The 19,388-nt window shown below is 70.3% G+C and carries 13 protein-coding genes; 8 read left to right on the top strand and 5 right to left on the bottom strand.

All coding sequences use genetic code 11. The annotated features are described in order from the left end of the window. The first annotated feature begins 2 nt into the window (after positions 1 to 2). Entirely contained in the window at positions 3 to 1,253 is a 1,251-nt protein-coding gene (locus tag GXY85_09670) for a serpin family protein (GenBank protein ID NLW51091.1), read from the top strand. A 13-nt stretch (positions 1,254 to 1,266) separates the two neighbouring features. Here GXY85_09670 and GXY85_09665 read toward each other — a convergent pair whose 3' ends face one another. From GXY85_09665 to ychF, 4 genes are all read right to left on the bottom strand, one after another. Further along, positions 1,267 to 1,611 (bottom strand): hypothetical protein, encoded by a 345-nt coding sequence (locus tag GXY85_09665; GenBank protein NLW51090.1) that lies wholly within the window; start codon positions 1,609 to 1,611, stop codon positions 1,267 to 1,269. Positions 1,612 to 2,092: 481 nt separating this feature from the next. After that, a complete protein-coding gene (locus GXY85_09660) occupies positions 2,093 to 6,373 on the bottom strand; it encodes a hypothetical protein (protein NLW51089.1) in 4,281 nt (1,426 codons plus the stop codon). 136 nt (positions 6,374 to 6,509) lie between these two features. Next, positions 6,510 to 6,650 (bottom strand): hypothetical protein, encoded by a 141-nt coding sequence (locus tag GXY85_09655; GenBank protein NLW51088.1) that lies wholly within the window; start codon positions 6,648 to 6,650, stop codon positions 6,510 to 6,512. Next, a complete protein-coding gene (ychF, locus tag GXY85_09650; GenBank protein NLW51087.1) occupies positions 6,647 to 7,717 on the bottom strand; it encodes a redox-regulated ATPase YchF in 1,071 nt (356 codons plus the stop codon). Before ychF ends, GXY85_09655 begins: the two co-directional genes overlap by 4 nt. A 387-nt stretch (positions 7,718 to 8,104) precedes the next feature. On the opposite strand from ychF, the gene GXY85_09645 reads away from it, so the two are divergent. The 6 genes from GXY85_09645 to GXY85_09620 all read left to right on the top strand — a co-directional run bounded on the left by GXY85_09645 (position 8,105) and on the right by GXY85_09620 (position 14,275). Further along, a complete protein-coding gene (locus GXY85_09645; protein NLW51086.1) occupies positions 8,105 to 9,133 on the top strand; it encodes a hypothetical protein in 1,029 nt (342 codons plus the stop codon). A 53-nt stretch (positions 9,134 to 9,186) separates the two neighbouring features. Next, positions 9,187 to 9,633: a GNAT family N-acetyltransferase gene (locus GXY85_09640; GenBank protein ID NLW51085.1), complete on the top strand. Its 447-nt coding sequence runs from the start codon at positions 9,187 to 9,189 to the stop codon at positions 9,631 to 9,633. Positions 9,634 to 9,677: 44 nt separating this feature from the next. Beyond that, entirely contained in the window at positions 9,678 to 11,606 is a 1,929-nt protein-coding gene (locus tag GXY85_09635) for a DUF3604 domain-containing protein (protein NLW51084.1), read from the top strand. A gap of 382 nt (positions 11,607 to 11,988) precedes the next feature. Then, positions 11,989 to 12,972, top strand: a complete 984-nt coding sequence (locus tag GXY85_09630; GenBank protein ID NLW51083.1) for an ornithine cyclodeaminase family protein — start codon at positions 11,989 to 11,991, stop codon at positions 12,970 to 12,972. Between the two features lie 108 nt (positions 12,973 to 13,080). Next, positions 13,081 to 13,458, top strand: a complete 378-nt coding sequence (locus GXY85_09625; protein ID NLW51082.1) for a hypothetical protein — start codon at positions 13,081 to 13,083, stop codon at positions 13,456 to 13,458. Positions 13,459 to 13,516: 58 nt separating this feature from the next. Then, on the top strand, positions 13,517 to 14,275 hold the full coding sequence (locus GXY85_09620; protein NLW51081.1) for a hypothetical protein: 759 nt from the start codon (positions 13,517 to 13,519) through the stop codon (positions 14,273 to 14,275). Here the strand turns inward: GXY85_09620 and GXY85_09615 are convergent. After that, entirely contained in the window at positions 14,235 to 16,976 is a 2,742-nt protein-coding gene (locus GXY85_09615; protein NLW51080.1) for a glycosyltransferase, read from the bottom strand. The genes GXY85_09620 and GXY85_09615 overlap by 41 nt on opposite strands. A gap of 187 nt (positions 16,977 to 17,163) precedes the next feature. Here GXY85_09615 and GXY85_09610 point away from each other — a divergent pair, with 187 nt between their 5' ends. Continuing rightward, entirely contained in the window at positions 17,164 to 19,068 is a 1,905-nt protein-coding gene (locus GXY85_09610; GenBank protein NLW51079.1) for a chloride channel protein, read from the top strand. Positions 19,069 to 19,388: the final 320 nt, after the last annotated feature.

The following is a 19,388-nucleotide window of genomic DNA, read 5'->3' as shown; positions in this document are numbered from 1 at the left end:
CGATGACACGGAAGACGAGGCGCGGGACGGTGCTGTTGCTGGCGGTCCTGGCTTTGGGGGCTGCGGCCGGGGCGCCGGCCGTCCGGGCGCAGGCGGCGGCGGCCGATGCGGCGGCGGACACGTCTGTGGTTGCCGCCGGCGTCAATGCGTTCGCGGTGGACCTCTACGCGCGGCTGCGGCCCGAGGAGGGCAACCTCTTCTTCTCGCCCTACAGCATCTCGACCGCCCTGGCGATGACCTACGCCGGCGCGGCCGGGAACACGGCGGCGCAGATGGCGGACGTGCTGCACTTCACGCTGCCGGCCGCGCGGCTGCATCCGGCGTATGGACGGCTCATCGAGCAGATCGGGCGTGCGACGGAGGCCGAGGGTTGCGAACTGCGCATCGCCAACGCGCTCTGGGGACAGTCGGGCTACGCCTTTGTGCCGGAGTTCCTGCAGACGCTGGACGGGCACTACGCCGCGCCGCTTCACCAGGTCGACTTCGTGGACGCCGCCGAAGCCGCGCGCAAGCAGATCAACGACTGGGTGTCCGAACAGACCCGGGAGAGGATCACGGACCTCGTTCCGGCCGGCGTGCTGAACGCCCTGACGCGGCTGGTGCTGGCCAACGCCATCTACTTCAAGGGCGACTGGCTGCATCCGTTCGAGGAGGGCGTCACAACCGAGGGCGTCTTCTGGACAACGCCGGAGGAGGGCGTGGCGGCGCCGATGATGCGTCAGACGCGGTCGCTGGCGTACGGCGAGTCTGCGCAGTGCCAGGTGCTCGAGCTGCCGTATGCGGGCGAGGCGCTGTCGATGGTGGTGCTTCTGCCGCGCGGCCGCGGGGGACTGCCGGCGCTGGAGGCGGCCCTGACGCCGGAGGCCCTGGCCGAGTGGACGGCGGGACTGCGGAGTCGTGAGGTGGACGTGACGCTGCCGAAGTTCAAGCTGACGCGGGCCGTCGGCCTGGGCGAGGTGCTTGAGGCGATGGGCATGACCGATGCGTTCAGCGTGCAGTCGGCGGACTTCTCGGGGATGACGGGCGGGCGGGACCTGCGCATCTCTGCCGTGCTGCACAAGGCGTTCGTGGACGTGAACGAGCAGGGGACCGAGGCGGCGGCCGCCACGGTCGTGGTCATGGGGCTGCGGGCCGCTCCGGCGCCGCCCGTGACCTTCCGCGCCGACCATCCCTTCATCCTGCTGATCCGGCACAGGCCGACGGACGCCGTCCTGTTCATGGGCCGGCTGGCCGACCCGTCGCAGGCGGACTGATCCGGCCCGGGCGTTACTTGGACCAGCGGGCGGCCAGCAGGCGCTGCAGGCGCTCTCGCAGGGCGGGGAGGTCGTTCTCCACGAAGGCCGCCACGTTGTTCAGCTCGACCGACCAGGGATCGCGGCCGATCAGCCGGCCGGAGAGCTGCCCGAGGGCGTCCCAGTCGATCTCCGGGTGCGCCGCCTTCCTCTCCTCCGAGAGGTGCCGCGCCCCGTAGCTGATCAGATGGACGTTCCACAGCGTTGCGTCCCGAACGGTCACCGAGTCCATCAGCGACGTCAGCCCGTGCTTCACGGTCTCCAGGATGTGCCCCATCGACTGGTTGAGGCACGTCAGATAATGGTCGTCGGATGCCATCGTCAGCCCTCCCCCTCCTGTTGCGGTGCGTACAACCCCCTTCCGTCTGCTTCGCCCGGTTCGCTTCGAAGGGCGCCCCCGCCCGACCTCCCGCGGCTGGCCGACGGACGAACCGTCCGCGTATGTGCCGGGCAGGCGCCGTTCCTGTGCTGTATCGGACCTATGAATTCTGCAGACTCAGCCTGCAGGATCCGGCTGTCCTGCCCCTGGGCGCTGGATGCCAGTCCCATCCAGAACCTCCCGTCCTCCCGACAACTGCGATGACTCACCGGACATTGTATGCCCGTGACCGGCCATGTCAAGCCCGGCTCTGCCTTCCGACGGTGTTCTTCACCTGCACCCGGGGCAGACCGGTGCGCGGCAGAGCGCCGCAGTCCATTCCTATTCAGGCGCCGGCCGCCGTGCCGGCCGGGCGGGCGGCACACGATCCGGAGGGTCGCATGCGTGTTCCGGGCTCGCCCGTCCTGCAGAGCATCCCCGCCTACCAGCAGTAGTAGCGATAGGGATCGTCCTGGAGTTCGGGCGTGTCCACGTACAGGCCCGAGAGCCAGCGTTCGTCGGTTCCGCCCCGTCGCTTCAGCAGCGAGCCGAACATGCCGCCGGCCCCTCGCAGGTCATTGACTCGCACGGCAATGGTGTTCCGCCCGGCGGCCAGGACGCCGCGGGGCAGGGCGTATGAGCGGACGGCCGAGTAGTAGTCGTCCGGGTGCGTCTGGCGTGTCAACGAGCCGACGAACTGCCCGTTGACGTGGGTCCAGTCCTCGTCATCCACCGCGCCCACCACGAGCGTCACCTCCCGGTCCGCCCATTCGGCCGGGACGTCGAACGCCGTCCGGTAGAGGAACTGGCCGTTCAGATGGGCCAGGTCGGGGAACTGGTCCTCCCAGGACCCGGGGACCTGGATGTCGCGCCAGGCGCCGTCGTCGAACCCCGTCTCGTTCCAGTGCTCCGGCGGTTCCTCCTCGCCGAGGGGGAGCCCCTTCCACGTCGAGGGGAGGATGATGTGTTCGTCGCCCGCCTGCAGGTAGACAACGCCCGGAACGTCGTCCAGCATCGAACTGGGGGGCAGGGGCCTGGAGAGGTTCCGCAGCAGCGGCGTGGCCGGCCGGACGCCCATGTTGGCCAGCAGGCGCGTCAGCGCGAAGCTGCTGCGCTGGAACGTGGGCTTGACATTGTAGGATTCCTGGTGGTCGAAATGCCACGGAACGAGCTGGCAGAAGACGACCTGCCCATCGGCGTGTTCGGCCAGTGCCAGGACGCCGTCCGCCAGGGTCTGTGCGCCGTCCGCGATCAGCGGCCGCTCACGCGGCGCGCGATCGAGCAGGTCTGCACTGCCGATGCCGGCCACGGCGGCCGCGGGGGAGGGCGGCGCCAGGGCGCCGCACGTGTACCGCCGGGTCTCGGTGGCGACCTGCAGAGGCAGGTAGGAGCCGATCTCCTCGGCATCCTGCCCGAGGACCACCAGCCGGCCGCCGGCCGCCAGCCACCGGGCGATGCGGTCGGCGTGCGGCGCCAGTTCCTTGCCGGCCCCCGGCCCCGTCACGAGCACGTCGGCGGACGCCGGGCGGTCCGCGCCAGGCGGCGCCGGCTCGAACCCCGCGGCCGCCAGATGCGCCCTGCCCGCATCCTCGCCCGCGTAGACGAGGCCGCGCCGGACGGGCGCTTCCCACCCGCCCACATAGCGGATCAGGTTGCCGGCCAGCCGGGCCGCCGCCGGGTCCTGCTGTGTGCGCCCGGTCACGTCCATCTGGCAGAACAGGATCAGGCCCGCCCCGTGCCGATGCTCGAGCAGCGGGGCATACTGCAGGCTGAACCCGCCGTCCAGGATCGGCAGGAAGTCCCCGGCCGAGGGCTTCTCGATCAGCACGGACGCCACGCTGCCCAGACAACCGGCGCGCCACGCCCGCGGCACGCTGAAGCCGCACCATTGCACGCGGGGATAGCCTCCGTGCGGCTCCATGGACACGGCCAGCCGGGGGGGCACGGTCGTGCCTTCCCCGCGCCAGTCCCGCAGGTGTTCGGCACGGAGGCCCTCCAGGGCGGGGTGACCGGCCATCCTCGGAAACACCCTCCGCAGGGCGTATTCCTGCGTGCGGAATCCGAGCCGGTTCTGCAGCACCTCGTTGCTCTGCTCGAACATGAGGACCTTCAGCCCGTCCTGCACGCGGGACAGGTCCGGCAGGGGGTTGACGAGGGTCAGCGCGTGCTTGCCGACGATCAGCAGGTCGTAGGCGGCCAGGTCGGCGTCCGCCGTCACGGAATCGAAGCTCACGTCCATCTGCGAGAGCAGCTCCCGCGTCTCCCCATTCGGGTCCAGCACCGCGATCCGCAACGCCGTCCCGACGGCGGGCGGCTCCGGAAGGACCTCGATCGCGAAGGCGTCCTCCTGGAGTTCCCCGCCGGAGAACGCCGCCTTCAGCGTCAACTCGTAGCGTCCGGCCGGCAGGGCGGCCGGCAGTGCGACGCGGATCGGCAGGCGGACGTGCTCGCCCGTCTGGACCGTGCAGGCGCCGGAGACGGTGACCGGCGTGGGCAGCCCCAGCGACCACTCGTATTCGCAGAGGGTCTCGCGCCGGGAGTTGTTGATGACGATGAGCTGCTTGTCCACGGTCTCGCCGGGCTGGAAGTTGTGGTCGCGGCTGGTAAAGCGCGGCTCCGTGCCGGCGATGTAGGCGAGCACCGGGCGGTTGTAGCGGATGAGCGCCTGGCCCTCGGCGTCGGGCGTCCAGTCCTCCTCGCCGTAGCCGTGGTCCCACCGCCGGGTGCGGATGAAGTCGGCGCTGTAGCCGGGCTTCTGCAGGTCGTCCCAGTCGACGACCGGCTGCGGGTCCGACGCACCCCGTCGCGCCGTGAAGACGGTGTAGTGGAGGTTCCAGTCGTTGGTGAAGGGGACGCCCCAGGTCCGGAAGGCGGGCCAGTTCTGCGCGACGAACAGGGCGAGGACGCCGGCGACGTTCCGCGAGTTCTTGTCGCGGCGGTTGGGGTCGGCGGCCTCGGCGTCGGTCAGGTCATAGGCGGCGTCGCCGTGGAACTGCGCGCCCCATTCGACCTGGAACTGGCGGCTGCCCCGGCCGGGCGTCATGCTGCCCGAGCGCCTGTCGGACCACGTAGCCGTGTAGGGGGCGCCCCATTCGACCAGGAACAGGGGCTTCCGCCCCCGGGTCGCCCAGACCTCGAACCAGTCGGAGCGCTCCTGGATCGGCACCCAGTTCAGGTAGCAGTTCAGGGTGTAGAAGCCGCCCAGGTTGCCCGAGGAGTGATGGTAGACGGGGCGCGAGGGATCCAGGCGGCGGATGATGGCCTCGGCCCGGAGGGCGCGGCGTGCGCGGTTGTCGTTCCGAAGGGCCGGGTCGTCCGGGTGGGGCCAGGGCGCCGAGCGGCTGTCCAGGTAGTCGGGATTCTGCTGTTGCGACGTCCCGGTGGCGTTGTGGCTCGTCGAGTACATGATGACCGACGGGTGGTTCTGGGCGCGGCGCACGTACCACGCGGCGTCTTCGGCGTAGCCGTTCGTCGCCTCGGCGTCGGGCGCCTCCCAGTCGTAGTCGTTGAACTGCGGCTGGCTGAACGAGACGAGCATCCCGACGTCATCGGCGGCGCGCAGTATCTCGTCGAAGCTGATGTGGGCCCCCGGGATGCAGGAGTAGTTGTGCGTGTACATGAGATTGATGCCGACGCCCTGCAGGCGGCGGAACATCTTCAGGGCGGTCTGGTACGAGGCGGCATGGGCGCTGACCTCGCCGACGTCCAGAGGCGTGGCGAAGAAGGTGATCCGCGTGCCGTTCAGGCGCACGTCGCGTCCGTCGACCCGGAACTCGCGGAACCCGAACCGGACCGGATGAGACTCGTCCAGGACCCGGCCGGCGGCGTCCAACAGGCTGAGCGTCAGGTCGTACTGGTTCTGCGGCGTGTGCGTATCCCAGAGCTTGTCCGGCCGCCAGGCGTCCCGGACGACGAGGCGGCCGTTCTCCAACGCCGAGGCGCGGAACGGCTCGCCCGTGATCCGCTTCACCACCGCGTCGCCATCCCGAATCTCCGCCGCAAGCGTATACGTCTCCGCATCGCGCAGGGACGAGACGGCCGTGTCGAGCGCGATCTCCCACTGGCGCACGGACGTCTCGACGCGGACGTCCTCGATCCGTTCGCCGGCGGGCGTACTCTCCAGGTAGACGTCGCCGCAGAGCCCGCGGAAGCCGCGCGGCCCCTTTCGCACGAGGATGGACAGGCGCTGAGGCGTCCCGCCGGGACGGCAGGCGTCCGTCAGGTCCACGCGGCCCCCGCGCGAGCGGATCTCGCCCGCGCGCTCGCCGTCCACAAAGACCACGGCCGAGGCATTGACATACTGGGCGCACAGCTCAATCCGGCGGCCGGCCCAGCCGGCGGGGATGGCGACCTCGCGTTCATACCATGCCCGCTGGACCGCGGACAGGTTCAGGTCTGCCCACGTGGGATGGGCATAGGCGCGCTGGGACTCGTCGGCCCGGCCGAAGCGCGTGCCCGGCCAGGGGCCCGGCACCTTGAAGTAGCCCCAGCCGTCCGCCGGAACGGCCTCGACGTCCTCGCCGGCCGGCTGCCAGCGCCAGAGGCCGTTGACGCAGAGGCGCTCCCGGGTCACCGTGGACTCCCGGTGCGCCCGCCCGAGGTCCCATTGGACCTTCACCCCCTCGGGCAGTATCTCCTGGGCGCGGCTCGGCGCCTGCGCGCTCCCAAGGGCGATGACCGACAGACAGAGCGCCCACGTGATCGACCTCCCTGAGCCCGACATCCCCCGACCTCCCCGCATCCCGCGTCTTCCCATGTTCCGTACAGCGGCCCGACGGCCGTACGGTCGAGCATACGGGGCGTTGGAAGGGTCTTCAACCGTCGATGGGCGAAGGCGGCGGCCGGCCCGGCCGGGAGCGTCATCCGAAGATGACGGAAGGGTCACTCGCCGCCTCGTAGCACTGGTCGGGCTTGCAGCCGCCCGCGCAGATGCGGCGCAGGTTCTCCCGCGTGATCCGACGGCCGATCGGGTGGCTGGTGCCCGTCGCGGCGTTCCTCACACGTTGAAGGCCACGTTGATGATGTCGCCGTCCTGCACGGGGTAGGTCTTTCGCTCCAGGCGCACCCGGCCGCGCTTGCGGGCCTCCTGGTGGCTGCCGGCCGCGATCAGGTCGTCATAGGCGACCACCTCGGCACGGATGAAGCCGCGCTGGATGTCCGAGTGGATCTCTCCGGCAGCGTCCACCGCGCAGGTCCCCCGACGGATCGTCCACGCGCGGACCTCGTCCGGGCCGACGGTGAAGAAGGAGATCAGCCCCACGAGTTCGTAGCTCTCCCGGATCACGCGGCGGGTGGCGGACTCGGCGATCCCGTACTCGTCGAAGTAGAGGGCCGCCTCCTCGGGGGGCATCTGGGCCAGTTCGTGTTCGAGCCGTCCGCGGATGACGGCCCGGCGTTCGCCGGCCGCCGCCTCCCCGGAGGCGGCCGCCTCGGGCGAGGCAGCCGTCTCGGGCGAGGCGGCCGTCTCGGGGGCGTCGTCGGGGTTGTTGATCAGGGTCAGCAGGGGCTTGGCGGAAAGGAGCGAGTAGCTGCGCAGGTGGGGCGAGGAGGCCAGTTCGGGGAGCCGCCGGATGGGGACCTGGCGCTCCAGGCTCTCGCTGCACGCCTTGAGCGCCTCCCACTCCTGCGCGTCGAAGCGCCGGCCCCGCTGCCGATCGAGTTCGATGCGCTCCAGGCGCTTCTCGACGGTCACCAGGTCGGCGAACATCATGTCCTCGTCCAGCTTCCTGCAACGGTCCTCGATCGTTCCCTCGTCACTGCCCTCACCGCGGAAGTTGAGGATGACGGCGATCAGCGCGTCGCAGTCGCGCACCTGGGCGTACATGCCTTCGTCCTGGTCGCGGTCGCTCTCCTGGCCCCGGACGGCGGGCAGGAAATACTGGATCTGCGCGGGGGTCGTCTTCCGGGGCTTGTAGAGGGCGCTGAGGACGTCCAGACGCGCGTCCGGCACGTTGACCGTGCCGATGCGGCTCTCGCCGCTGTGCCCCCCGGGCCCGAACAGCCGCGTGAGCGCCTCGAAGACGGTCCGCTTTCCGGCCCCTCGGGCGCCGATGATGCCGACTCTCACTGCGAGTCTCCTCTCTGGGCTGCGGGCGGCGCGGCCCGCCGTTCGATGGCGCACGGCGGCCCCGTGGTGACCGGCGGGAACGCTTCAGGAAGTGAGGACGCCGGAAACGCCGCGCGGAGGCCGCGTCGTTGCAGGAACCCCCGAGGCTATCAGAAACCGCCTTCCGCCGCAAGTCGATCGCCTGCCCGAACCGCCGTTGACAGGCCCATGCGCGTCTGTTATAGAGGGTGGGGTCGGGGTGGCCCCGGCCGGACGCGTCCCGGACATCGGACGGCAGGACGGGCCGGGACCATCGTCGTGACATCCCCCGTGAGGCAGGGCCGTGCGCAACGGGCCGGTCCCGCCCCGCCCGAGGGTCCATCCTGTCCGGAAAACGGCGGTTCCTCCGTGAGCACTCCTGTCGACGTGCAGGCATCGCGCCCGGCGCATGCGGCCATCCAGGTCTTCCGGGATGCGTTCGAGACCTTTTCGACCCTGGCGAAGGTGCTCGTGCCGGTCCTGCTCCTGACCCGCATCCTCGAGCAGACCGGGGCGATCCTGCTCCTGGGCGAGGCGCTCAGCCCCGTCATGGGTGCCGTGGGCCTGCCGGGCAGCATGGGCCTGGTCTGGGCGACGGCGATGCTGATCAACATGTACGGGTCGATGATCGTCTTCGCGTCGCTGGCACCGGCGGCCTCGCTAACGGTCGCCCAGGTGACGGTGCTCGGCTGCATGATCCTGATTGCGCACGGGCTGCCGGTGGAGTTGCGCGTGGCGCAGAAGGCCGGCTCGCGGCTGCGCGCGATCGGGCCGCTCCGCGTGCTGGCGGCCCTGGCGCTGGGGTGGATCGTGCACCGCACGTGCACCGCCTTCGGGTGGCTGCAGCAGCAGAGCAATCCTCTGCTGAAGCCGTCCGCGCCGGATCCGTCCTGGGCGGCCTGGACCGTGGCCCAGGTTCGGAACCTGGCCATGATCTTCGTGATCATCCTGACGCTGCTCGTGCTGCTGCGGGTGCTCAAACGGCTGCACGTCATCGACATCCTCATCCGCCCGCTCACGCCGCTGCTGCACAGGCTCGGGCTCAGCGAAAACGCCACACCCCTGACCATCATCGGCATGACGCTGGGGCTGACCTACGGCGGGGGACTCATCATCCGGGAGTCGCGTTCCGGCCGGCTCTCGGGCCGCGACGTGTTCTTCTCGCTCGCGCTGCTGAGCCTCTCGCACAGCCTCATCGAGGACACGCTGCTCATGATGGCCATCGGCGCGCACGTCGGGGGAGTGCTCGTGGGGCGGGTGCTCTTCAGCATTGCGGTGGTCTACGTGCTGGCGCGCACCCTGGGCCGCCTGCCCGATGAGACGTTCGAGCGCCTGCTCGTCCGGCCGGCCGCCGGGCGCACGCCGCTGAAGGCCGCCGGCTGCCCCGATTCCCGTTAACCCGACGGATCACCTCGCCAACCGACACATCATCCCCGGAGGCAGACCCCGCAATGCAGGTCCGGCCCGCGCGAGCCGAGGACGCCGAGGCGATCGCACGTTCCCAGAGGGCGATGGCCTGGGAGACGGAACGCATCCGGCTGGACGCCGCCACGGTCGCCGCCGGCGTGCGGGCCGTCCTCGATGACCCGACCCGGGGGCGGTACTGGATCGCCGAGACGGACGGCCAGACCGTCGGCGTGCTGCTGGTCACCCCCGAATGGTCCGACTGGCGCAACGCCTGGGTCTGGTGGATCCAGTCCCTGTACGTGCTCCCGGCCCACCGCCGCACGGGCGTGTTCGGCGCCCTCTACGCCCACCTGCGTACGCTCGTCGAGCACGACGGGACCCTTGCCGGCATCCGGCTCTACGTGGCTGCCGACAACCTGACCGCCCGCCGCGCCTACGAGGCGATGGGCATGGACGGGGAGCATTACCGGCTGTTCGAATGGCTCAAGTGACGGGCGCGTGCTCGCGTGCGCCCGCTTCCTGTGGAGGATTGACGATGCCGATGGTGGAGGCCGGCTTCCTGCCGCGCTGGACGCGGCCGATCAGGATCCCCGAGTCCGTGCCGCTGCGCCACGCCGACCCGCCGTTCGGCCTGGCCGGCGAGCGCGGCACCTGGCGGTTGCCGCTGGAACTCGCACGCGACGTCGCCCCCGAGACCCTCCTGAAGCTCCAGACCGGCGGCGGCCGCAACGCCCGGCCGGGCTTCGCCGACGATCAGGCAGCCGACCCGCGGGGCGAAGGCTACGTCTCCCTGCAGGGGCCGGACGGCGCACCGGTTCCGCTCACCCCCGATGAGGCGCGCAGCTACTACACCCTGGCGCGGCCGGAGAGGGCCCTTCGGGCGGGCGAGGTGCTCACGCTCGTCGTGGGCGACCGGTCCGGCGGCGGCCCCGGCGCCCGCATGCCCACCATGCGCGCGCTCAACAAGTTCGTGGTCCTGTACGAGGCGCAGGACGAGAACGACCGTCCGAACCAGTGGAACCCGGCCAACGGCGGACGGATCGTCGCCGCCTGCAGCATGCACGTGCTCGGCGGCCCGATCCATCATGTCCGCGCCTACGTGCCGTCGCACGCGCGGCCCGGGCAGGAGATCGTTGTCCTGGTGCGCCCGGAGGACGAGCACAGCAATCTCTCGCCCGAACGGCTGGACGGAGGACGGGTCTCGCTGAACGGCCGGGCGCTCGATGCACGCGCCGAGGCGGTCCCGGAGTCGTCCTGCCTGCGCCTGCACGTCGTGCTGCCGCACGAGGGCGTGCACCGCCTGCGCGTCGCCGCCGGGCCGGGCGGGTGGACGGCCGAGGCCAACCCCATCGTCTGTGCCGACTCCCGGCCGGCCCTGCGCCCGCACTGGGGCATCCTGCACGCGCACACCGAGATGTCCGACGGACGCGAGTCGCTGGACGCCTACTTCCACCAGCTCCGCCGCGAGGCGGGGCTCGACTTCGGCGCCACCGGCGACCACGACAGCCGCAGCGAGCACCCCGATGGCTTCTGGCAGGCGACGTGCCGCGCCGTCAGACGGTGGCACGATCCGGGCGCGTTCGTGACCTTCCTGGGCTACGAGTGGGCGCGCTGGCGCCGCAACGGCGATGGAGACCGCAACGTCTACTTCCTGCACGACGACCGCCCGATGTACCGCGCCGACGACGCCGACTACCCGTCCCCGCCCGACCTGTTCGCCGCGCTGCAGGACGAAGCGGCGCTGGTCATGCCCCACCACACCGCCCGAAGCGGAAACCCCTGCGACTGGAAGGACCACGACCCGGTGCACGAGCGGCTGGTGGAGATCTACCAGATACTCGGCTGCTATGAGTGCTCCGAAGAGGACGGCAACCCGCTGCCGCAGCGCTCGGACCCCGCGCCGTTCCGGCAGGGCTACGTGCGCAACGCCCTGGCGGCCGGCTGGCGGGTCGGCTTCACCGGCGGAGGCGACGATCACGAGGGCCACGCCGGCACCGAGTTCCCCCACAAACTGGGGGACGAGTGGCGCATGGTCGGCCTGACCTGCGTGCTGGCCGCCGCATGCACGCGCGAGGCCATCTGGGACGGCCTGTGGCAGCGGCGCGTCATCGCAACGACCGGGCCGCGCATCCTGCTGGACTACACGCTCTCCGGCCGCCCGCTCGGCTCCGAGCTGAGCCTGGCGGAAGACGGCGCGCTGGACGGGCGGCGCACCCTGGACGTACGCTGCCACGCGACCGCACCCCTGGAGTGGATCCAGATCGTCCGCAATAACACGGTGGTCCACACGCACGCGGTCGAGGCCCCGGACTGCGAGCTGACCTGGGTGGACGACGCCCCGCTGGGCGGCCTCTGGATGCCGGCCGCCCGATACTGCCCGCACCCGTTCTGCTTCTACTACGTGCGCGCCCGCCAGCGCGACGGGCAGATGGCCTGGGCCAGTCCCGTCTGGATCGGCCCCTGACCGCGCCTTCCGGCTCGGCGTGCCACTCAGGGATTCCACCGTCGCATCTGCGGGTTTTCCCGATTGAGCGGCGGGCACCCGGCGCGTATGCTCTGTACTCGGTGTCCCACACAGGATGCCGCGCCTCAGATGGACCTCGGTGCTCGGCGGGCGATCGTCCTTGCGGGGGCGACCGAGTGCGGTGGAGGAGGGCGGGTCGGGGAACGCACGACGCGGGGGCGGTCGTTGCTTCTCAGGCCCGCCCGTCCTTTTTGGCGCCATCCCCACCCGCACGCCCGGCTCGCGGCCGGTCTCAGCCGCTTGAACTCGCCGCTTGTCTGCCCTATGATGTCCGCACTGTCCCCATTCGACGGACTCTGCTTTGGAGGTCATGATGGCCGGCATGCGTACGTACCTGATCCCCCAGTCGGATGTGTCACGTGTGCTCTCCATGCAGCAGGCCGTGGCCGCGGTCGAGGCGGCCTTTCGGGCATACGGCGAGGGCAAGGTCCAGATGCCCCCGAAGTCCTACCTGCTGTTCGAGAAGGGCGACCTGCGCGTCATGCCGTCCTACGAGCCGGACCTGGGCCTGGCCGCCGTCAAGAACGTGAACGTCCATCCGGGGAACACGGCCCTGCCGTCCGTCATGGCCACGATCAGCCTGTTCGACCCGGAGACGGGCTATCCGCTGGCCATCATGGACGGCACGCTCGTGACGGCCATGCGCACCGGCGCTGCCGGCGGCGTGGCGGCGAAGTACCTGGCCCGCGCGGACAGCCGCGTCGTGTGCCTGGTGGGCGCCGGCCGTCAGGCGCAGACGCAACTCGCCGCGCTGATGGTCACGGTGCCCACGATCGAGCGCGCCCTGTTCTGCGACGTGAATCGGGAGCGGGCCGAGGAGCTTGCCCGGCAGAGCGCCGCCCGGCACGGCATCGAGGCCGCCGCCTGCCCCCTGGATGACGCTCTGGCCGTCGCCGACATCGTCGTGACCGTCACTCCGGTGCGCAAGCCCATCGTGATGCGGGACCAGGTGCGGCCCGGCACACACATCAACGCCATCGGCGCCGACGCCCCCGGCAAGCAGGAGCTGGACGCTGCCATCATCCGATCCGCCCGCGTGGTCATCGACGAATGGGAGCAGGCCTCCCACGGCGGCGAGATCAACGTGCCCGTCTCCCAGGGGCTGTTCGGCCGGGACGACCTGCACGGCGAACTCGGGCAGGTCGTTTGCGGGCGCACACCGGGACGGCAGTCCGACGACGACATCACGGTCTTCGACTCGACCGGGCTGGCCATACAGGACCTGGCCTGCGCCGCGCTGGTCTACCGGGCAGTGATGGCCGACGGGGCCGCTGCCCGGCTGGTCACCCTCGACTTCCTGTCATAGCCGCAGGACGGCCGGAATCGGCGGAAATCGCTGGAGATTGGCGCCCGAAGACAGTAGAATTCGGCATTCGCCTGTAACCGCACATCGCAAGGCAGAAGGGGAAGGTCAATGGCTGCAGACGTGAAGGAAGCCAGCTACCTGGTTTGGCGAAGGTTGGCCGAGCTCGCCGGCGACGAGGCCATGGTGGCCCGACTCCACATCCTGCACCAGGCGCAGCAGGCCGGGTGCAAGATGACGGTGGTGCTGCCGGACGGGCGCGAGATGCGCATCCCGGAGATCATCGCTGCCGAAGCGGCCGCCGCCGCCCTCACCGTCGGCAGCGAGGACGAGTGGCGCGCCGAATGGACCCGCCGGCTGGTCAACGTCGCCGTCAAATGGCATGACGAACCGACCACCGAGGGGATCGTCGCCGTGCTGAACCACACCGACTCCGTCGTCGAGGAACTCAAGGAAGCCGGCGTCTGGCCGTGGAACGACGACGAGTAGTGGGCCGGAGTCCCTCCGCCGTCACAACCAGTACGGAAGAAGCGGGGAGAGATGAACGATGGCGCGTGAGGCGAAGCTGCGCTGCTCAAAATGCGGCACAAAGGTCACCGTGTTCGAGGACGAGATCGGCGAGTGCGGCCACTGTCCCGGATGCGGCGGCAAGATGGAGGTCGTCAGGGAGGACTTCGGCGGAGGCCGGCGCGACGGCGCCCGGCCCAGCGGCAAGAAGAACCTGGCCGCCCGGGTGGCCCATCTGGTAGGACACGGCGCCGAGAAGCCGCAGCCGGCCGGCAAGGGCAAGGGAGCCGACGTCGCGGCCGCAGCGGATGAGCCCGAAGACGAGATGCTGGCCGATCTGATCGAAGAGGATGCCGAAGGCGAAGCGGCTGCCGCCCAGGCCCTCGAAGACGCCGGCCCGCAACCCGTCCCCACGGCGGCCGCTGACCCCGCCCTCCAGGAACTCGAGTACCGCCTCTGGCAGGGCATGGCCGAGGAGGCCGGCGACCGCGCCATGGCCGCCCGCCTGGCACTCTGGCTCCGTGCCGAACAGGCCGGCTGCAGCATGACGCTCGATCTGCCCGGCGGCGTGCGCGTGCCCATCCCGCAGATCGTCCTGTCCGAGGCCGCCGCCGCCCAGGCGACCGGGCAGCAGGAGGCCGCCTGGCGTGACGGCTGGACCCGCCGGCTGCTCAAGATGGCCGCCGAATGGCCCGAAGAGGGCACCATCGAGGGCGTCGTCCTCGTCCTGAACCTGACCGACGGCGTCGTGGCCGAACTCAAGGCATCCGATGTCTGGCCCTGGTCCGACGGGACCTGAGCCCGACCGCCGACGGGCCGGCCTCAGTCGGCCGCGGACGGGGCGTCATCCGCACTGCTCCAGCCGAGTAGTCATAGCCGACCCGGCAGTAGATGTGCGTGACGGTCCTGCCGGCCTTCCGCACGTCGATCTCCTCGACTTCGCCCAACCGGGCGAACCGAGCCTCGACGCGCGGCCCCTCGACGTGCGAACGCCGGAAGCCCACAAGGAGCGCCGTCTTCCCGACGGCATCCTCCACCGGTTGCCAGTACTCCCACATCAGACCGCTCCGACCCAGCAGATGCCGGCTGGACACCCTCCCGCGCCGGCTCCCCGACGGATCGTAGAACACCAGTTGGCTGGACAGGGAGTACTTCTCCAGGCCCACGATCAGCGGCAGCCGCCCCGTCTCCGCCTGCACGCGCCGGTCGATCGCCGCCACCTCGGCAGACAGCTCCTCCCAGCCAACCGGCATGCTCATCGTGCGGAGCGCGGGCACCCCCGGCAAGCCCAGCACCAGGTGGTACATGGCTATGCCGTAGAAGATCAGCAGGACGACGGACGCGGGCTTCCACAGGCGGAATCCCGCCGTCGCGACCCAGGGGCGCACCGGCCGCCGCGTTCGCCCGGCCACCACGCACGACGCGAACAGCGGAAGGGCGGCCAGCCAGACGGGGGCGGTCCAATTGAACTTCGGCTCGTCCTGCAGGCTGTGCAGGACGAACACGGAGAGCGGCACCACGGAAAAGACCAGAGCGAACAGCCGGTGCCGGCCGCCCATGGACGGGGCCGGCGCCCCCTGGCCGTCCCCGGACGCGCGAGACCCCAGAAACGCCGCCGGCACGCCGATCAACGCCAGAGGCGTCACCTGTCCCAGCATCGCCCCGAGCAGAAAGTGCACCGAGAACCTTGCATGCCCCGACCACCGGCGCGGCCCCTGGAAGGCGAACGACGCCCACTCGTGCATGCCGTTCCACACGATCACGGGGCTGAACACCAGGGCGGCCACAAACGCGGCCACGTACGGCCCGGGACGCAGGAGCCAGCGGCGCGAGGGACGATCCACGAGCACGAAGACCAGCGCCGCCGGGCCCAGAAGCCCCATCGTGTACTTCGACAGCATCCCCAGGCCGAAGCACACCCCCACACCCCACCAGGCGTGCCGGCGCTCGCCCAGCAACGCCCGCTCGAAAAAGTACAGGCACGCGGCCCACGCAGCGAACAGCGACGCGTCCGGCAGCGTGACCATCCCCATGCCGAAGTAGACCGGCAGAACGCTCACAAAGAACACGGTGCAGAGCCCCACGGTGCGGTCGAACATGTTCGTGGCCAGCCGGTACAGAAAGCCGGCCATCACAACCCAGCACAGCAGGGCGGGCAGGCGCACGAAGAACTCGCTGTTCCCGCCGATCCACGTGCTCAGGCGGATCATCCAGGCCACCATGGGCGGATGGTCCAGGTAGCCGATGTCGAGATGCTGCCCGTAGAGCCAGTAGTAGGCCTCCTCGGGCAGAAGGTCCGTGGCCCCAGCCAGCGCCAGCCGCAGCAGCAGCCCGTAGCCGGCCATGCACAGGGCAAACACCCGCCAGCGCGTGGCCGGCCGCGCCCCGTCGGCGGCGGCCGGGAACACGAAGAACATGCCCCCGACAAGACCGACGGCCATGCCCGCGGCGGCCGCCGGCAGGATGGCCGCCCGGGGTGACCAGCGCAGGGCGTCGACGAAGGCCTCCAGGACCACGCCGCGCAGAACCGCCGCCAAAAGCCAGACGCCCAGGAAACGCCCGCCGGGCGGCCGGGCCGGGCCCTCCCCGCCGGCAGGCCCGCCGAACGCCCCGCGCGCCGCCGGGACACACGGCAGCGTGGCGGCCGCGAACGCCGCCAGATGGGCGGCCGCCCTGCCAAGCCCCAGCGTCAGCAGCAGGTTGAAGACCGCCAGATCGACAGCGAGTGCGATGAGCCCCACCGTTAGGAGCGCTCCGCCGGACCCGCCCGGCACGGAAGCGCCCGCCAGCGCCAGCAACTGCGCCAGGTACGTGCCGATCTCCCGCAGACCGAACTTCGAACGGCCCACCGTTCGGTCGTGGAACACGATCGGCACTTCCTTGACCCGCAGCGCGTCGTCGCCCTGGGAGAGCACGGTCAAGCCGATCTTGAAGCCCGCGGCCGTCTGCCCGAGTTCGAGCAGGTGGTCGCGCCGAACCGCGAAGAAACCCGACATCGGGTCGCGCACGCTCACCAGAGGCCAGGCCAGTGCCGTGGCCACACGAGAGGACAGGCGGCGGGTCCACGGCCAGTCGGGCGTGCCGCCTCCGGGCACGTATCGGCTGCCGACGGCCATGTCATGCGTGCCGTCGAGCAGCGGCGCCACCAGGGACGGAATCGCTTCGGGCGGGTGGCTCAGATCGGCGTCCATCACCACGACGACCTGGCCGGAGGCGGCCTCCGCCGCCTGCAGAACGTCGCCGGACAGGCCCCGATGGGAGTCGCACTGCACGAGCCGGACGGCATGGTCGCCGGCCCATCGGGCGACCCGGTCCTGCGTGCCGTCGGTCGACCCGCCGTCGGCGAACACGATCTCGGCCACCGGACCCTCCGGGTCAACGACGGCGAACAGCCGCGTCAGCAGCAGGTCGATGTTCTCGGCCTCGTTCAAGGTCGGGATCAGGATGGAGACCTGCTGCTCAGACGCCGCTTCGTGCCGTAGGTTGGCCGCCGCGCTCAATGCACACCGCTCCTTCCGTGGCCATCGGGGAGATACGACGTGGCATCAGCATAGCCTCAGACAAGCGCGAATATCAACGCGCAAGGGCGATGCTTGAAACCTGCGCGCCGGGGCATTCTAATGGCACCGGTGCCGAGCGGGTGTTCCTGTTCTGATGGCGGGCCGGAAGGGACCAGGGTGCGGGGGGATGGCTGCTGCGCTGCGACGTCTGGGGGTGCTGCATCCTGAGCCGGGGCACTTGCGTTGGGTCGGACGGGTCGTCCTGCTGGCCGGGCTGGTCGGCGTGGTGGCGGGGCTGGGGGCGGTGGCCTTCCAACTGCTGTCGCACGTCGTGCTCCGGTACGGCCTGGAACTCATCGCAGGCTATCGTCCCGGCGGGCCGGCGGGGGAGTGGGACATCTTCTCGGAGGTTCGGCCCGCCTTCGGCCGCCTCGTTCCGTGGCTGATCCTGGTGATCGTCGCCCTGGGGGGGCTGGTCTCGGGGTGGATCGTCTACACAGTCGCCCCGGAAGCCGAGGGGCACGGGACAGACGCGGCCATCCGCGCCTACCACCGGGGCCGCGGCATCATCCGGCCGGTCGTTCCGCTGGTGAAGATCGTCTGTTCGGCCCTGACGCTCGGCACCGGCGGCTCGGGGGGCCGCGAGGGTCCGATCGCCCTGATCGGCGCCGGGTTCGGCTCGTATCTGGCCCGCCTGCTGAAGCTCTCCGCACGCGAACGGCGCATGCTGCTATGCGCAGGCATGGGGGCGGGGATCGCCGCCATCTTCAAGGCGCCGTTGGCCGGGGCCATCTTTGCCATCGAGGTCCTCTACAGGGACGAGGACTTCGAGGCCGAAGCCCTGATCCCGGCGTTCATCTCGTGCACCGTCGCCTACTGTGTCTTCGGCTTCGTAACGACCTACGGTTTCGGCAGCCCGTCCGGTTTCTCGCCGCTTCTTGCCGTTCAGCCGGGGCTGGTGTTCGACAACCCGCTGTTGCTCGCTCCGCTCGCCCTGCTGGCGGGCTGCATGGTCGTCGCGTCGTTCCTGTACGTGCGGTGCTTCTACGGGGCGCAGAGGGTTTTCAAGCGCGTGCACGTGCGCGCGCATATTCGGCCGGCGCTCGGTGCGTTTCTGACGGGCCTCTTCGCGCTGGGCCTCTTCTATGGGCTGGCCGGCCTCGGGCCGGTCGCACAGAAGGATTCGCTGGACGTGCTGTCCTTCGGCTACGGCATCCTTCAGAGGCTGCTGGCCGGCGAATTCCAGTACGGCCTGAGGCCGGCCCTGGTGATCCTGACGGCCATCGGGTTGGGCAAGATCGTGACGACGGCCCTAACGATCGGGGCGGGCGGCTCAGGCGGCATCTTCGGCCCCAGCATGGTCATCGGCGGCACTCTGGGCGGGGCGGTGGGCCTGCTGCTCCAGCAGTGGATGCCCGGGCTGGTCGTGCGGCCGGACGTCTTTGTCATCCTGGGCATGGCGGGCTTCTTCACGGCGGCGGCCAAGGTGCCGCTGAGCACGATCATCATGGTCTCGGAGCTGACCGCCGGCTACGAGCTGCTGATCCCGGCGATGTGGGTGGCCGCCATCGCCTACCTGCTGAGCCGCGGCTGGTCCATCTACCATGAACAGGTGCCGTCGCGCCTCTACTCGCCGGCGCACCAGGGCGATTTCGTCTTCAGCGTCGTCCGAGGCCACAGGGTCAGCGAAGTGTGGACGCCGGGCGGGGGGCCGGTCGTCACGTTCCCGTTTGACGCCCCTCTGTCGAACGTCATGGACCTGATCCCATCCACGGCGCAGACCGTCTTCCCGGTCCTGGACGAACGGGGGGACTACTACGGCATGTTCGGCCTGAACCAGGTCCGGCCGCTCCTCTACGACAGGGACGCCGCGCGGCTGATCATCGTCAAGGACGTGGTTGTGCGCGACGCGGAACCGTTGCGCACGGACAGCGACCTGTCGACCGCGATGCTGAGCTTCGCGCAGTCCGAGTATGACGAACTGCCTGTGCTGGACGCCGAGTCCCAGCGGGTCGTCGGCGTGCTGGGCCGCCACGAACTCATGGCCTTCTACCATGCCTGGGAGGCCGAGATCGAGGCCGCCGAAGACTGACCGCCGGAATCGGCCGCGTTCCCGGCGGGCTCCGGCCGTTCGAGCGCTCCCGTCGTCGCGCGGGGTGTCATACGCGAATAGTAATGTCCGGTCTCCCTCCATCCGCTCTCCTTCCACCCGAAGGAAAGCGGACATTTCTATCCGCCGAAGACCGGACACTTCTATCTGCGGTTGACACCGTAGCCAGTTCATGCTGTCAACCGCAGATAGAAATGTCCGCTATACACGGCAGATAGAAATGTCCGGTTGTTGCCGCAGCTATAAATGCGCGGGCATGTTCTGGTAGCCTTGGCGCCAGGGGTGGTCCGGCGCTGGACGTC

Source organism: Candidatus Brocadiaceae bacterium (assembly GCA_012728835.1).
Taxonomy (GTDB): domain Bacteria; phylum Planctomycetota; class Brocadiia; order SM23-32; family SM23-32; genus JAAYEJ01.
The sequence above is the reverse complement of the archived record's forward strand: the minus strand, read 5'-3'. Positions and strand labels throughout refer to the sequence as shown.